Genomic DNA, 14,777 nt, shown 5'->3' on the forward strand with positions numbered 1-14,777 from the left:
TCGGGCAGTTGGGTGATGGTAGACTCTGACATGTGGCATATCCTTTTCTCGGCTGAGAATTGACGGCGTCTGAACTCCGCCATGATATGCCGCCCCTCAGGGCATCACCAACTTTCGCGCGTTTCTCCTCCACGCAGCGCCTCAAGCGCTACGTATCGTCGGGAAAGTGTTCCATAGGATCAATTCCTGATCCCCTCACCTTTGAACTTGTCCGAGAAGCTGCGTCTCCTGCTTCGTCGTGTATCCCATCATCTGCATTGGATACTTCCTAGCAGGCTGGCCAGTTTTGCCAGACCACTTTACAAGTCCGGAGCCAACCAGACCCAATGCGAACCACGCAATCTGAGCGACGCGTTTTGATCGGACCAGTTGGCTGCTTGGATGGCTCGCCGATTTGGGCCGCAGCACGGATTGCGCCCCAGCGCAACACAGCAATGCAAAATTTGCAGAACTCAAAGCATTGTGCAATCGCAGCATTAGCCCTATCTATTCCCTATAGATTGGCTTTTCCTCCTCCCGAGCCAATCTCAGTAATTTGGCGGCATCCCCTCCTCCCGGATGCCGCCATTTTTTTTTGCCCGACGCGCATCGGACCACTGGGCTCGACGCGAAGGCGCCACTCATAACCCCCTCAGGTAAGAAACTCTGGCAGACAGCCCGGAATCGGCCATTAAAAATATTAATGCTATCTGTCAAAGTCATAGAAAGATTTAAACGCATTATTATCAATGTATGAGCATTACTATGGCTTCGTCTTGTCGACGAAGCAGCCGCCGACAATCGACGCCCAATATCCCCGGTTTCGCCCCGGATCATTCAAACTTCGGCTTGGCTGCCTGTCCGTTTCAACATGATCCTGCACATGGACTTAGGTTAATGCCGGAGTTCAGAATAAACACTCCCGACTACAGCATCCCACGCCAATCGAATGCCTTCGGGCTAAGACCGTCCAGTGCGCTTCGCCATCCTCCAGCCCATATCAATAATCATTTGCACCAAATCGAAATCGTCCTGAAAGATTCCCGGAGGGGCGGCTGAAAATGCGTCTGGTGGTCGAGGCTCAATGGAACGTGGCGGACGAACCGCGCATCCACGTTGCAGCCGAATGTGAGGTCACGTCTGATCGTGATCATTGGTCCGACAAGAGTTGCAATGTTGCTGCCGTAAACAGCCAGCAGTCGTGTCGACTAGGTGCAAGAACGACGCGGCAGCTCCGTTTCTCGCGAAGCGCTGCTTTGCGTTATCCCTGCCCTCTTAACCAGCCGAGGTTACGCAAGTCTGATCGTCCCGCAGCATCAAACGCGTCTATCGTTGCGATGGAAACACCGGTGAGGTTCGCCGAATAGGCGCCTTAACGTCTCGCCAAGGATCGGGACGTTAAGGCGCCCCCTATATGAAAGCATCCGCTAGACCGTCTCGCACGCGAGACGGTCTAGCGGCCCTGCCCGTCCAAAAGATCTGCAAGTTGCGCCACGAACGCCTCAAGTTCTTCCGCCGAAGACACGGAAAGCCCGTCCAGCTTAAGCGCAATTCGTCCACCGCTAGACCGAGCCTGGACCTTAACTCCGTCCGCACTCTGCCACTCTGCGGTAAGCACCGGAACCGCTTCTGCTTGCGCAACTGCGAAACGTCCTTGCTGCGCAACAAATTCAGTTAAAATGGCAAGTTCCTCTTCAGCGGTGGCGAATTTGGTGTCGCGATCCGACAGTTCCGCCACCAAGGCAGGCCCGCGACCGTCTTTTAGCGCCTGCGCAAGCCGAGCACCCAAACGCTCGCCAATCTGCTCAGGATAATCCAGAACGGCGCCCAATTCACTGTGAATCACTGTAAAGTTGCGGATCTTGTAGCGGCGGTTGCGGCTAGATCTTGAAAACAGCGCCTGTATCGCCTCGTCGATCGTGGCACAAACCCCCTGCTCTGCCGCGAGACAGCAAATTCGGCCGCGTTCATAAAAGCTAATATCCTGCCGGATTTCGTTTTCTTCGATCATCGCGACCATGACGTCGACCCGATCGCGTCCACCGGAAATCAGCGCTTTGACCACCGAAAATTGCGGGTCGCCCGTCTCGGCATACAGGTCCCGCAGCGCACTTAACCGCCGGTATCCGCTGACCAGTTGGTATTTGCCAGACATGGAACTGCGCCCAGACAGTTCGATCGGCGTTTGTTGGCCTCGATCGCGAAGACTGGATTTCAATTCCTCCCAAGCCTCGCAGGATTTATCCAGCATACGCCGATCCCGCGTCAGGGCATGGGCATCAACATCGTCAAGCGGAACTTGTTCGATCACCAAGCCCGCAGATTTGGCATGGGCATAAAGATCCCGCGTCCCGCTCAGGTCTTCGTTCTCGCGCCGTAAACGCAGTAGTTCATCCTCTATACTGCGTGCAGCGGATCCGGCCACTTTGCCAATCGGCGGCGCTTTGGATGCGGCCATCCCCCGTCGCTCTGCCGCCGCACGTTCAGCCACATCGCGCATTTCCGAGACGCTGTCCCGGTCAATCGATCCTAGACGTTTCCGGCTCATGCGGCGCCCTCCTGCGTTGCGGCCTCAATTTGATCCCGTTCCCAACATCCGATCAAAATCCTTTTGAATTCGTGATAGCACCGATCGAAGGTCTCGCGCCCGCGACGATAAGTGTCTCGGTTGAAATCCGTGTGGCTTGCCTCGTAAATTCCCGAAACCCGTTCGCCCGCTTGTCCGACAAGCGCTGTAAACTCCTGCCGGTGCTTTGCCACAAAATCATCCAGATAGACTTGAATGACATTGGCCAACTCGGATTGTTGCGCATCGTCGTAGCGGGTCAAAATCACCTGCACAGCATCCCAAGAGAATTTCGGGGCAGCGTCGTTCAGGCGAGACATACTGTCCTCAATGCTGACAAAGGTCGTGTAGAGCATATCAAAGAACCGACCCGTACTGTCGAATTCAATAAAAGATGCCCCCACCGGGATCAGCAGAATATCGGCAGCTGATAGTGCATTGATGGTCAGGTATCCGAGTGCAGGCGGGGTATCGATCAGAATGATGTCGTAATCCGACAACAGGTTTTCGTCTCGCAAAAAGGATTTCAGCGCATCCCAGAATTGCCAGCTTCGATGGGTCTGCATCCAGACCGGGACCTGAAACTCGGCCCAGTAAAGGTTCAGCTGCGCCGGAAGAATGTCAATCGTGGGCCAGTGAGTGCCAAAGATCAGATCGTCGGCGGTGACCCGCGCCGCATCACGAATTTCATCGTCCAGACGATCCGAGGTCAGATCATCAATACCCATGCTGCGGGCAACATGTTCCGCGTGATGACGGGCAAGGATTGAATAGGCGGTTTGGCCTTCGTCTTCGGCCATGACGCCAAACATCGTGCTCATCGACGCCTGACTGTCGAGGTCGACCACCAGAACTCTATACCCGTCCAGCGCTGCCGCCATCGCCAGATGCGCGCCTGTCGTGGTCTTAGAAACGCCGCCTTTAAAGTTGCAGACCGATACGATTTTCGCGGGCTGATCCTTCGGGCGATAAGGGCGATAGCCTTTGCCTTGCTGGCCTTCGCTTTCCAGAAAATCGCGGATGGTGTTCACTTCGTCCAACGTGAACATCTTTGCCCCGCCGGTTTTCTCGGGGGTGCCTTGAGGCAGGTCAGGGTGGGCCTTAAGAACACGGCGAAGATGTTGCGCCGTAACGGGCAACATGTAGGTTGTGATCTCCCAGAATCCGAAACTGCGCAGCTGCTTTTCGCCGTCGGGTTTGTAGCCCCGTCGGGCCAAGTCATCGCGGGCTCGCATACAGATTTCTGCCGCGACTGTGAAACGATCGGTCGTGACGCGGGACGGCAAATCGCTCAAAGCTTCCTTTGGGTCAATTGGCTGAAGACTGATAGAGGTGTGTTGCGTGCTCATTTCATCAGATCCTGAATGTTCCTGCCTTCAGCTCTTATCCATATTTTCCGTGAATGTGGCTGCTTAAGAGAGTCATAGCGCGTGTGTTTGGGATTGTCACGCGCGCGAGACGCTTAAAAACAGCGGTTCCGCGCAAAATCTAACGGAAAAATGCACCTACTAAACGTATGAATCTCTTTAGGAGTCTTTTGAATCTATGGACTCAGTAATCCTATAATAATTCAGTGAGTTACTGGTGTGCGCACACCAGTTTACAGGATCAGTTCGACCCGGATACAGGTCGGTATCACCCCGAATACAGGCCCAAATATACCCATTTACGTGCGGAAACGACCCCATCTGCGGGATGAGGGCAAATTGCTGTGTAGCGACGGGTTTTCGGGGCTTTCGTGGCCTTCACCGGAGAGAATGACGCAAATTCGAAGGGTCGACGGCATGAAACCTACCCATTTACGTGATGGGCGGCTGACGAAATCGACCTGTTTGCGTGGCGGCGCGTTTCATTATTGGCAAGAAAACATCCCCGTGTCGGTTGACACGCGGGTCGTTTATGAGGCCAGAGTCGGGAAAATTAAGCAGACTGAGTCGAATCCGTGACCCAATTTAGACACATCACCGAGCGGGAAAGCCTGCGCAAACACGTTGCCGCCATTCATGTCGGCGGCAAGCTGACCCTGTTGCAGCGTAAACTCAGCAATTGCTTACTGCTGAATGCCTATGACGACTTGCTGACCAAACCGTCGCACCGGATCGACGCCGAAACCCTATGCGCCCTGTCGGGATATGCGTCACGCGACCGCGAGACGCTGAAGGGTTCGTTGCGGGCCTTGGCCGAGACAACCGCCGAATGGAATATGTTGGGTGACAATGGCGAAGAAGAATGGGGGATCTCGTCACTGATCTCTTATGCCAAGCTGGTCGGCGGCGTCTGCGAATATGCCTATGCCGCGCCGCTGGCGGCAAAGCTGTATGATCCCAGCGTTTTTTCGATGATCAACATGCGCATCCAGCGCAATTTCACCTCGGGTCATGCTTTGGCCTTGTACGAGAACTGTTTCCGCTTCGTGCGCACCGGTTCAACCGGTTGGTGGGAGATTGACGTGTTTCGGCGTCTGATGGGGGTGCATGACAGCCCCTATTACGAGGATTTCTCCAAGCTGAATGCCAAGATCATCAAGCCATCGGTGGCCGAAGTGAATGCGGTGTCCGACATCTCGGTGGTGGCCGAGGTCAAACGGGAAAGCCGTAAGGCGAAATACATCCGCTTTCTGATTGCCCGGAATGGTCAGGCAACGCTGTTCGATCTGGGGGACGATGACGCGGTTCGCAAATCCGCAGTCTACAAGCGCCTGCTGGAGAACGGGGTGTCGAACCGGCTTGCCCAGCGGTGGATTGCGGAACATGGCGAAAGCTACGTCTCTGAGAAGTTGGATTTTGTGGAAGGGGAGCGGCGCAAGGGCAGGGTGCGCAAAACCCCCGCCGGATATCTGAGTGCGGCCATCAAGGGTGACTTCAAAACGCCTTCCGTGGCTCCGATTTCAGTCGCCCCTTCGGCAGTCCCGGCGGATCCGACCCCGCAGGAACTGGAAGAGGCCGAACGCGCCGCGCAACTGGCCCGGGACGCAGCATGGCGCAGCCAGTGCCTCGGGGTGATCGACCTGAACCTTGAAAAGCGGTCCCCGGCCAGTCGCAAGGCGATGAAGGACCGGTTCGAGCGCCAGCTTGACGATGATTTTGAGCGCGACCAGTTCCGACGCTTTGGCTGGCACGCCCGGGGGGTCTTTCCCAAGGTGCGAAATTTCTGGGCTGATCTGATTCCCGAAGGCTTGCCCGATCAAGCCGAGTGACCCTTGTCTCGCACGCGTGACAGGGGAAGTTTGCTTAGCGTCGGAAGGTCACAGCGCTGAATGCCGCCTGCGGTCTATGTTGCGCGGCAAAACCGGTGCGACCCTTAACCAGAACGGGATCTTTCATGGATACTCTCTATTCTCCACAGCTTCTCGGGCTCTTGTCGATTGGGCTGCTGTGCACGGGGGCAATCGCCGGTGTGTTGGCCGGGTTGCTGGGCGTCGGCGGCGGCATTGTCATCGTGCCCGTGTTGTTCTTGCTATTCCATGCCATCAATATTCCCGAACATCTGGTGATGTATCTGGCCGTCGCAACCTCTTTGGCGACGATCATCCCAACCTCGATCGCGTCGGCCCGGGCCCATCATAAACGCGGCACAATTGACGTGGCGCTGCTGCGGTCTTGGGCGCCGTGGATCGTCTTGGGTGCGGCGGTGGGTGGTTTGCTGTCCAAGGTCTTGGACTCGTCGTCGTTGACGTTGATCTTTGGCTGTATCGCCTTGGCGGTCTCGATCAACATGGCGCTGCCGCGCAAGATCATTCTGTCGGATCATCTGCCAAGCGGCCAGCCGGTCATTGCCGGGGGGATTGGCTTGTTCTCGGCCCTGATGGGCATCGGTGGCGGCACTTTGACGGTGCCGGTGTTGACGGCTGTGTCATTTCCGATCCACCGGGCGGTTGGCACGGCAGCCGCGTTCGGCCTGCTGATTGCCGTGCCTGCCGTGGTCGGCTTCGTCTGGTCGGGCTGGGGCGTTGCGGGACGGCCACCATTTTCGTTGGGCTATGTGTCGATCCCGGCGGCCGTGTTGATCTTTTCGACCAGCACATTTACCGCGCCGATTGGGGCCCGGATCGCGGCGTCATTGGACCCTGCGCGCCTGCGGATTGCCTTTGCGGTGTTCCTGTTCCTGAGCAGCGTCAAGATGCTTTGGTCGGTTCTAGGCTAATGGCCCGGCTTGTGCAGGCCCGGAAACTGACATAGTTTCTGGCTATCCGTCGGGGGGCCCATCTGGGCTGAGAGGTGCGCGCACTGACCCGTCGAACCTGATCCGGACAATGCCGGCGTAGGGAACGGGTCGGGCACGCTTGGCGGGCCATTGCTGTCGTTCCTTGCCGCGCATCCAGTCCCCCTGCTGTGAGGCTATGAATGACCGACCGTGTTCCTATTGCTCTGACCATCGCCGGTTCCGATAGTGGCGGTGGCGCTGGAATTCAGGCTGATCTCAAAACCTTTTCGGCCCTTGGGGTCTATGGTGCCAGTGCAATCACCGCGATCACCGCTCAGAACACGCAGGTTGTCTCGGCCGTTCACGAAGTTCCCGCCGACGTGGTCGCCGCCCAGATCGCGGCTGTGCTGGACGATCTGAACGTCGCAGCGATCAAAATCGGGATGTTGTTCTCAGCCCGGTTGATTGACGTGGTCGCGGCGCGGATGGCCCATTATGCGGGGCCCGTTGTGCTGGACCCAGTGATGATCGCAAAGTCTGGCGATGCGTTGCTCCAAGGCGCGGCGATTGCGGCGATGACGGCGCAACTGTTGCCCCGGGCTGATCTTTTGACTCCGAACCTTCCCGAAGCTGCCCGTCTGCTGGGGGCGCCCCAAGCCCAGACCCCGGACGAGGCGGCCGCGCAAGGCCGCGCCTTGCTGGCGCTTGGGCCGCGGGCCGTCTTGATGAAGGGCGGGCATGCGCAATCGGGTACCTGCACCGATTTGCTCGTTCGCCCGGGCCAGCCCGATTTGGCGTTCAGCGCGCCGCGGGTCGAAACCCGGAATACCCATGGCACCGGCTGCACTTATTCTGCTGCCATTGCGGCGGGGCTGGCAAAAGGGCTGGAGCTGAGCGAGGCGATTGGCGTCGCTCATGATTATCTACAGGGCGCGATCCGACAGGCCGATGGCCTTAAGATCGGCGCCGGGCATGGTCCGGTGCATCACTTTCATCAGGTTTGGGGCGCAGCATGACCGCAGTTACGGTGATCGGGGCCGGGGTGGCGGGCCTGACGGTGGCCCGCTGTTTGGCGGATCGCGGCGCTGAGGTCTTGGTGATTGACCGCGGCGACGGTCTGGGTCCGCATGCCTGTTCGTGGTGGGCGGGCGGCATGCTGGCGCCGTTTTGCGAAGGAGAAAGTGCCGAAGAGCCGGTGATCCGGCTGGGGCAGGAGGCTGCCGATTGGTGGGCAGCCAAGACCCACGCCGTGCATCGCAAGGGAACGCTTGTGGTCTCGGCGGCACGCGATCAGGCCGACCTGGCCCGTTTTGCCCGGCGGACAAGCGATTTCACCGTAGTGTCTGGCCCGGCGATCGCCGCGCTGGAACCGGATCTTGCCGGTCGGTTTGCCCGCGGCTTGTTTTTTGCGGGCGAGGCCCATCTGGCCCCGCGGGCGGCGCTGGCCGATCTGCGGGCAGGGTTGCAGCGCGACGGCGTTGAATTCACGCAGGCCGAGGCCGATCCCGCCGCCCATGCCGCCAAAGGTTTGACGGTCGATTGCCGGGGCTACGCAGCGCGGGATGTGCTGCCGGATTTGCGGCCGGTCAAGGGCGAGATGCTGGTGCTGTCTTGCCCGGATTTGGCCCTGTCGCGGCCCATTCGGCTGCTGCATCCGCGCATTCCGCTCTATATCGTGCCGCGCGGCGACGGGGTGTTCATGCTGGGCGCGACCATGGTCGAAAGCGCGGCGCGCCGCCATGTAACGGCCCGCGCTCTGCTGGAATTGCTCAGCGCGGCCTATGCCCTGAACCCGGCATTTGGCGAAGCTGAGGTGCTGGAGATCGGGGTCGACAGCCGCCCGGCCTTTCCCGACAACCTGCCGCGTATTCGGCGGACTGGCAATCTGATCCGGGTCAATGGCCTGTACCGGCATGGCTTTCTGCTGTCGCCTGCCGTCGCGCGGATGGTGGCCGAGCTGATTTTTGACGCGACAACCCCAGAGGTGATGGATGCGGTTACAACTGAACGGTGAACCGGTGGACACTGAAGCGGCCACCTTGCAGGCGCTGCTGCTAGAGCGGGATTACGGCGACGCGGTGGTTGCGACCGCCGTCAATGGCCGTTTCGTGCCCGGCCCGGCGCGAGCGGATCTTAAACTCAACCCCGGTGACCTGATCGAGGTTCTGGCCCCGATGCAGGGGGGCTGAGCGATGCGTAGTTTCTATGGTACCACCCTGCCGAATGCCCTGATGTTGGGCACGGCGCAATATCCGTCCCCGGCGATCCTTGCCGAGGCGTTCAAGCGCAGTCAGGCCGCCGTCGCTACTGTGTCATTGCGGCGCGAAAGCAGCCATGACCGGGCCGGACAGGATTTTTGGGGGCTGATCCGCGATCTCGGGGTTCGGGTCCTGCCCAACACTGCTGGCTGTCACACAGTGAAAGAAGCGGTGACGACCGCCCATATGGCCCGCGAGATCTTTGGCACCAAGTGGATCAAGCTTGAGGTGATCGGCGACGAAGACACCTTGCAGCCCGATGTCTTCGGCTTGGTCGAGGCGGCGCGCATTCTGACCGAAGACGGCTTTCAGGTCTTTCCCTATACCACCGAGGATCTGGTGGTGGCCGGCAAGCTGCTGACGGTGGGCTGCGAGGTCTTGATGCCGTGGGGGGCACCGATCGGGTCGGGCCTTGGGCTGAACAACCTGTTTGGTCTGCGGGCGATCCGGGCACATTTCCCTGAGGTGCCGCTGGTGATCGATGCTGGGATCGGCTTGCCGTCGCATGCGGCGCGCGCCATGGAACTGGGTTTTGACGCCGTGCTGCTGAACACGGCCGTCGCCAAGGCGGGCGACCCGGCGGGGATGGCCGAAGCCTTCGCGCTGGCGCTGCGGGCCGGGCAACTGGCCGCCGACGCCGACCCGATGGAGCCGCGCGATATGGCATCCCCGTCGACCCCTCTGATTGGACAGGCGTTCTTGTCATGACTTTGCCGCGATTTTACCCGATTTTCGACAGTACCGCGTGGCTGGCACGCATGCTGCCTATGGGCATCAAACTGGCCCAATTGCGGATCAAGGACACCGATACCGCAGCCTTGCGGCGCGAGATCCATCAGGCCCGGGATCTGTGCCGGACGGCGGGCTGTACCTTGGTGGTGAATGACCATTGGCAACTTGCACTGGATGCCGGGTGCGATTGGGTGCATCTGGGGCAGGAAGATCTGGACGTGGCCGATGTGCCAGCCCTGCGGCGGGCGGGCATCCGGCTGGGTCTTAGCACGCATGACCGGGCCGAATTGGACCGGGCACTGGCGCTGGCACCGGATTACGTGGCGCTTGGTCCGGTTTATCCCACAATCCTGAAGAAGATGAAGTGGCACAAGCAGGGGCTGGAGAAGCTGACCGAATGGAAGGCCGTGATTGGCGCGATCCCGTTGGTCGCTATCGGGGGCATGACGCCAGAGCGGGCAACCGGCGCATTCGCGGCTGGCGCCGATGTGGTGTCGGCGGTGACGGATATTACCCTGAACCCGGACCCAGAGGCGCGGGTACGGCAATGGCTGGACGGCGCCGCATGAGCCGCTACGCCCGTCAGGAATGCCTACCCGAGTTCGGGCCAGACGGGCAGGCGGCGCTTGGCCGGGCCCATGTGCTGGTGGTCGGGGCAGGGGGGCTGGGTTGTCCGGCCTTGCAGTATCTGGCCGGGGCGGGCGTCGGCACCATCACCGTCGTGGATGGGGATGTGGTGTCCCTGTCCAATCTGCACCGGCAGACGCTGTACCGCGAAGATGAGGTCGGCCAAAGCAAGGCCGAAGCCGCTTGCCGCCACTTGCGGCGGCTGAACAGTGACTGTGAGTTGATTGCGGTGCCGCAGCCTCTGACGCCACTGATGGCGGCGGCGTTGGTGGCCTCGGCGACACTGGTTCTGGATTGCGCCGACAGTTTCGCCGTCAGCTATACCCTGTCGGATGCCTGTGTGCAGGCGGGCGTGCCGATGATCTCGGCGTCGGCCTTGGGGCGGCAGGGCTATGTCGGCGGATTTTGCGGCACGGCACCGTCCCTGCGGGCAGTGTTTCCCGATTTGCCAAGCCGGGCCGCGACCTGCGCGACGGCGGGAGTGATGGGGCCGGTGGTGGGCATGATCGGCGCGATGCAAGCGCAACTGGCTTTGTCCCATCTTCTGGGGTTCCAGCCTGCGCCATTGGGCCAATTGGTGACCGTGGACATGATCCAGTTTCGAACCGGCGGCTTTCGCTTTGATGGGGTGGACGAGCCCGAGACCCCGCTGGGCTTCATCGGTGTGACCGAGATCGCGCCGACGGATTTCGTGGTTGATCTGCGCGGGCTGAACGAGGCACCCGTTCCGGCGACGCCGGGGGCGCTGCGGTCGTCCGTCGAAGACTTCGAGCCGCAGGGGCCACGGCCCGAACCGGGACAACGCGCCGTGATGGTGTGCCGTTCGGGCCTGCGGTCATGGCAAGCGGCGCGGCGGTTGCAATCCTATTGGCCGGGAACGATTGCCTTAGTGGCAATGGGGGAATCGGCACCCGACCCGAACGGTCGGATGCCGGCATGACAGGCGGCGGTTAGGCCGCGCTGCTGTCGGTCAGCTTGTCTTGGGTCTTCAGGTCGAAATCCGACGCATTGTGCCGTTCGTGAAGTTGCTCGGACAGCGGGCCAAAGGTACGGTTGACCATCCGGCCACGCTGCACCGCCGGTCGCTGGCGGATCTCTTCGGCCCAGCGGCGCAGGTTGGTATAGCTGTCCACCTGAAGGAATTCCGCGGCAGAATACAATTCGCCCAGCACCAGATTGCCATACCATGCCCAAGTGGCAATATCAGCGATGCTGTAGGTATCGCCGCCAAGATAGGGGTGGATGGCCAGTTCCCGGTCCAGCACGTCCAGTTGACGTTTGGTTTCCATGGTGAAGCGGTCGATCGGATACTGGAATTTCTCGGGCGCGTAGGCATAGAAATGACCAAAGCCGCCGCCCAGATAGGGGGCCGACCCTTGCAGCCAAAACAGCCAGTTCAGGGCCTCGGTGCGGGCGGCTAGGTCTTTTGGCAAGAAGCGCCCGAATTTTTCGGCCAGATACAGCAGGATTGCGCCGGATTCAAAGACGCGGCTGCCGGTCTCGGTATCGAGAAGGGCAGGGATCTTCGAGTTCGGGTTGACCTCGACAAAGCCGCTGGAAAACTGATCGCCCTCACCGATCCGGATCAGGTGGGCGTCATATTCTGCACCGGACTCGCCCGCTGCCAGCAACTCTTCGAGCAGGATCGTGACCTTCTGGCCGTTCGGCGTCGCGAGGGAATAAAGCTGCAATGGGTGTGCGCCGACGGGCAATGTGGCGTCGTGGGTGGGCCCAGCAATGGGGCGGTTGGTCTTTGACCAATTGCCGCCATTTTCCGAATCCCATGTCCAGATTTTCGGGGGAGTGTACGCGCTGAGATCAGACATGTTCGCCTTTCTTCGGTTAGGGTGAGACCGGACAGCAGGCCCGGCCTGTTGGGGCAGGGGAGGGGCGGTTATGCCGTCCCTTGTGCAAGTTGCTTCAGGATATCGGTGTAAGTGTCGACCCCCTGCGCGCCGGTCACCAGATGCTGGCGGTCGAACACCATCGCCGGAACGCCGCGAATGCCCTGTTGCAGCCAGAAGGTCTCGGCGGTGCGCACCTCTTGCGCGAACCGTTGATCTTTCAGCACCGTCAGAGCTTCGTCGCGATCCAGCCCGATCTCGGCCGCGATCTCGGCCAGCACCGCGATGTCCGACAGCGACCGCTGATCGGTGAAATGGGCGGTGAACAGCGCTTGTTTCAGGTCATTCTTGCGACCGAACTGGTCCGCCCAATGCAGCAACTGATGCGTGTTGAAGGTATTGTGCATCCGCATCTCTTCGGAAAAGCGGAACGTGATCCCCAAATCCGCACCGATTGCGGTCAGGCGGTCCCGGTTCTCTTGCGACTGCTCTGGGGTGGAGCCGTATTTCTCGGCGATATGTTCGCGCATATTTTGGCCATCGGCGGCCATGTCTGGGTTCAGCTCAAATGGATGCCAGAAAACTTCATGCGGGGTGCCGGTGTTGGTAAGAGCTTCGGACAGTTGCCGGTAGCCGACCACACACCATGGGCAGACAACATCCGAGACGATGTCAATGCGCAGCGGCGCGGTCGCGCCGTCTTGTTCTGATTGGGGAGATGTCATGGCGGCCTCTTCAGACAAAAATGAGTATGATGCACAGATAGTCAGATTGAGCAGTCACTCAAGGCCTGCACATGGCGGTCACTGAACTGTGACCGCCGCAAAGAACCACAGATCGGGTTGTCAGATCAGGTCGCGCTCGGCCAAATTGCCCATGAAACGGCGCACACCATAGGTCCATTCCGGGCATTCGGTGGACAGGCCGACCGTATTGGTCAGCTGTCCGAATCCGGCGGCCGAGATGGTGACGACGTCGCCCAGCTTGTGGGTGAAGCCTTCGCCGGGCACATCGCGATCCTTGGTCGGGGCAAACAGGGTGCCCAGAAACAGCATGAAGCCATCGGGATACTGGTGATGGCGTCCGACCGTCTGGCTGACCAGATCGGTGGGGTCGCGGCTGATCTCTTTCATAGAGGAATGGCCGTTTAACTCGAACCCGTCGGGGCCGGTGACATGCAGATCGACTTCGGCCTGCCGCACGTCGTCGATCCCGAAGCTGTCGTCGAACAGGCGGATCATCGGACCGATGGCACAGCTGGCATTGTTGTCCTTCGCCTTGGACAACAGCAGCGCCGAGCGCCCTTCGACATCGCGCAGGTTCACGTCATTGCCAAGGCAGGCCCCGACGATCCGGCCCTTGGATGTCACCGCCAGCACCACCTCGGGCTCTGGGTTGTTCCATTTCGACATCGGGTGCAGCCCCACGGTCGCATTCGGCCCCATGGAGGAAAGCACCTGTGCCTTTGAGAACACCTCGGCGTCCGGGCCAATGCCCACTTCCAGATACTGAGACCACAGCCCCTCTGCAATCAGGGCGGCCTTGACCTCGGCGGCTTCGGGCGATCCGGCGCGGATGTTGCGCAGACTGTCCCCGATCACGGCGCCAACCCGGCTTCGGATTGCCTCGGCCCGCTTGGGATCGCCCGCCGCCTGTTCTTCGATTACCCGCTCGACCATGGAGCTGGCAAAGGTAACGCCGCAGGCCTTGATCGCCTGCAAATCGCAGGGGGCCAGAAAATGCGCCGCGTCGGTGCGATCCGGACTGACGGCGGCCAGATCGGCAAGGGGGCCGATGATCCGGCCCTCTGCGACGCGAACATAGGCTGCCGGATCGTCCATCTCGCAAATGTCGCGCACTGTCGGCGCCGCCCGGCTGGTGATATCAATGACGTTGCCATCCCGCAGGGTGACAACGCAGGGGCCTTGCACGGCGGGCATCCAGATCCGCCCAAGGAAGAGGCCGGTAAGGTCGGTGTCGGTCAGAAAGGTCATGTCTTGTCCTCGATTTGTGGGAACTGGGCCCAGAGTGGCGCGCCGCGCAGACTAGGGGCAGGCAATTTCGTTGTCCAACGACCTATCGCGCCCCAAGTCGGGCCGGGTCGTATGGGGCAGGCGCGCGCGCCGCGATCCATATCAGAGACGTTTCCGTGGTTCTGACTGGGATTGTTGGGTTGGTTGGGTTGCGTTTGGTGCCCCGGTGCGGGTTTGGGTTTGTCGGACGTAGGGGTAACGTCTGAAGCGGCGGGCTGGGCGGCGGGCGATTCTTGTGTTTTCGGGGTGCTGCGGGGGTTATTTGCGTTGGCTGCTCTGCGCTCTGTTTCCATATACCATTGATATTGTTTACATTTTCATTTTATTTGGATTGATTGTGTTGAATTGCAAAAAAGGGGTTGCGGGCGTTGGTGGGTTTGCTTAGACAGCCCCTCACCGGACACGGCGCCAACGACAAGGCGGCGCTGGGGGCGGGGATCGGGGCCGGCGGAGAGTTGGTTCTGGTGCGATGTTGGAGACGAGTGTGAGCGGGCAGCGCTTTTATTGAGCGCCACCTGTGAATTTTTGCCTCTTGCATTGACGAGGTTTTCGGGGTTTTGCCCCACGTTGTTTGACAATTTGTAATCTGAAGAGA

General features: G+C 60.1%; 14 protein-coding genes and 1 riboswitch. Of the genes, 8 read left to right on the forward strand and 6 right to left on the reverse strand.

All coding sequences use genetic code 11. From position 1 onward, the window contains the following. Window positions 1-1,432 precede the first annotated feature (1,432 nt). Both BV911_RS17210 and BV911_RS17215 read right to left on the reverse strand, forming a co-directional pair. Window positions 1,433-2,527 carry a ParB N-terminal domain-containing protein gene (locus tag BV911_RS17210; RefSeq protein WP_086054822.1) on the reverse strand — a complete coding sequence of 365 codons (1,095 nt, stop codon included), beginning with the start codon at window positions 2,525-2,527 and terminating at the stop codon, window positions 1,433-1,435. Continuing rightward, window positions 2,524-3,894, reverse strand: coding sequence for an AAA family ATPase (locus tag BV911_RS17215; RefSeq protein ID WP_086054823.1), 1,371 nt, complete (start codon window positions 3,892-3,894; stop codon window positions 2,524-2,526). Before BV911_RS17215 ends, BV911_RS17210 begins: the two co-directional genes overlap by 4 nt. 593 nt (window positions 3,895-4,487) lie before the next feature. On the opposite strand from BV911_RS17215, the gene BV911_RS17220 reads away from it, so the two are divergent. The 8 genes from BV911_RS17220 (at window position 4,488) to BV911_RS17255 (ending at window position 11,245) form a co-directional block, all read left to right on the forward strand. Continuing rightward, window positions 4,488-5,741: a replication initiation protein gene (locus BV911_RS17220; protein WP_086054824.1), complete on the forward strand. Its 1,254-nt coding sequence runs from the start codon at window positions 4,488-4,490 to the stop codon at window positions 5,739-5,741. Between the two features lie 125 nt (window positions 5,742-5,866). Next, window positions 5,867-6,688, forward strand: coding sequence for a sulfite exporter TauE/SafE family protein (locus BV911_RS17225; RefSeq protein WP_086054825.1), 822 nt, complete (start codon window positions 5,867-5,869; stop codon window positions 6,686-6,688). Window positions 6,689-6,728: 40 nt separating this feature from the next. Continuing rightward, a riboswitch (TPP riboswitch) is annotated at window positions 6,729-6,829 on the forward strand. 59 nt (window positions 6,830-6,888) lie between these two features. Then, a complete protein-coding gene (thiD, locus tag BV911_RS17230; RefSeq protein WP_086054826.1) occupies window positions 6,889-7,704 on the forward strand; it encodes a bifunctional hydroxymethylpyrimidine kinase/phosphomethylpyrimidine kinase in 816 nt (271 codons plus the stop codon). Continuing rightward, window positions 7,701-8,702, forward strand: a complete 1,002-nt coding sequence (gene thiO / locus BV911_RS17235; RefSeq protein WP_086054827.1) for a glycine oxidase ThiO — start codon at window positions 7,701-7,703, stop codon at window positions 8,700-8,702. Before thiD ends, thiO begins: the two co-directional genes overlap by 4 nt. Continuing rightward, window positions 8,680-8,877 (forward strand): sulfur carrier protein ThiS, encoded by a 198-nt coding sequence (gene thiS / locus BV911_RS17240; RefSeq protein ID WP_086054828.1) that lies wholly within the window; start codon window positions 8,680-8,682, stop codon window positions 8,875-8,877. Before thiO ends, thiS begins: the two co-directional genes overlap by 23 nt. Before the next feature lie 3 nt (window positions 8,878-8,880). After that, window positions 8,881-9,654: a thiazole synthase gene (locus BV911_RS17245; protein ID WP_086054829.1), complete on the forward strand. Its 774-nt coding sequence runs from the start codon at window positions 8,881-8,883 to the stop codon at window positions 9,652-9,654. Beyond that, window positions 9,651-10,247, forward strand: a complete 597-nt coding sequence (locus BV911_RS17250; RefSeq protein ID WP_086054830.1) for a thiamine phosphate synthase — start codon at window positions 9,651-9,653, stop codon at window positions 10,245-10,247. Before BV911_RS17245 ends, BV911_RS17250 begins: the two co-directional genes overlap by 4 nt. Then, the gene (locus BV911_RS17255; RefSeq protein WP_205963888.1) at window positions 10,244-11,245 is read left to right on the forward strand and encodes a HesA/MoeB/ThiF family protein; all 1,002 of its coding nucleotides are present in this window, start codon (window positions 10,244-10,246) and stop codon (window positions 11,243-11,245) included. The genes BV911_RS17250 and BV911_RS17255 overlap by 4 nt, the downstream gene beginning before the upstream one ends. 10 nt (window positions 11,246-11,255) lie before the next feature. Here the strand turns inward: BV911_RS17255 and yghU are convergent, their stop codons facing one another. From yghU to BV911_RS19815, 4 genes are all read right to left on the reverse strand, one after another. Continuing rightward, a complete protein-coding gene (yghU, locus tag BV911_RS17260; protein WP_086054832.1) occupies window positions 11,256-12,131 on the reverse strand; it encodes a glutathione-dependent disulfide-bond oxidoreductase in 876 nt (291 codons plus the stop codon). A 68-nt stretch (window positions 12,132-12,199) separates the two neighbouring features. Beyond that, window positions 12,200-12,874, reverse strand: coding sequence for a DsbA family protein (locus tag BV911_RS17265; RefSeq protein WP_086054833.1), 675 nt, complete (start codon window positions 12,872-12,874; stop codon window positions 12,200-12,202). Between the two features lie 120 nt (window positions 12,875-12,994). Further along, a complete protein-coding gene (locus BV911_RS17270; RefSeq protein WP_086054834.1) occupies window positions 12,995-14,143 on the reverse strand; it encodes a fumarylacetoacetate hydrolase family protein in 1,149 nt (382 codons plus the stop codon). 356 nt (window positions 14,144-14,499) lie between these two features. Then, a partial coding sequence (locus tag BV911_RS19815) for a hypothetical protein (protein ID WP_205963889.1) occupies window positions 14,500-14,777 on the reverse strand: 278 nt, incomplete at its 5' end.

The organism is Pseudoruegeria sp. SK021 (assembly GCF_002119405.1).
Taxonomy (GTDB): domain Bacteria; phylum Pseudomonadota; class Alphaproteobacteria; order Rhodobacterales; family Rhodobacteraceae; genus Meridianimarinicoccus.

Coding starts and splice junctions, on each gene's coding strand:
- BV911_RS17210 (WP_086054822.1), bottom strand. CDS start 2,527: ATGAGCCGGAAACGTCTAGGATCGATTGACCGGGACAGCGTCTCGGAA.
- BV911_RS17245 (WP_086054829.1), top strand. CDS start 8,881: ATGCGTAGTTTCTATGGTACCACCCTGCCGAATGCCCTGATGTTGGGC.
- thiD (WP_086054826.1), top strand. CDS start 6,889: ATGACCGACCGTGTTCCTATTGCTCTGACCATCGCCGGTTCCGATAGT.
- thiO (WP_086054827.1), top strand. CDS start 7,701: ATGACCGCAGTTACGGTGATCGGGGCCGGGGTGGCGGGCCTGACGGTG.
- BV911_RS17215 (WP_086054823.1), bottom strand. CDS start 3,894: ATGAGCACGCAACACACCTCTATCAGTCTTCAGCCAATTGACCCAAAG.
- BV911_RS17255 (WP_205963888.1), top strand. CDS start 10,244: ATGAGCCGCTACGCCCGTCAGGAATGCCTACCCGAGTTCGGGCCAGAC.
- BV911_RS17270 (WP_086054834.1), bottom strand. CDS start 14,143: ATGACCTTTCTGACCGACACCGACCTTACCGGCCTCTTCCTTGGGCGG.
- BV911_RS17265 (WP_086054833.1), bottom strand. CDS start 12,874: ATGACATCTCCCCAATCAGAACAAGACGGCGCGACCGCGCCGCTGCGC.
- BV911_RS17250 (WP_086054830.1), top strand. CDS start 9,651: ATGACTTTGCCGCGATTTTACCCGATTTTCGACAGTACCGCGTGGCTG.
- BV911_RS17225 (WP_086054825.1), top strand. CDS start 5,867: ATGGATACTCTCTATTCTCCACAGCTTCTCGGGCTCTTGTCGATTGGG.
- thiS (WP_086054828.1), top strand. CDS start 8,680: ATGCGGTTACAACTGAACGGTGAACCGGTGGACACTGAAGCGGCCACC.
- yghU (WP_086054832.1), bottom strand. CDS start 12,131: ATGTCTGATCTCAGCGCGTACACTCCCCCGAAAATCTGGACATGGGAT.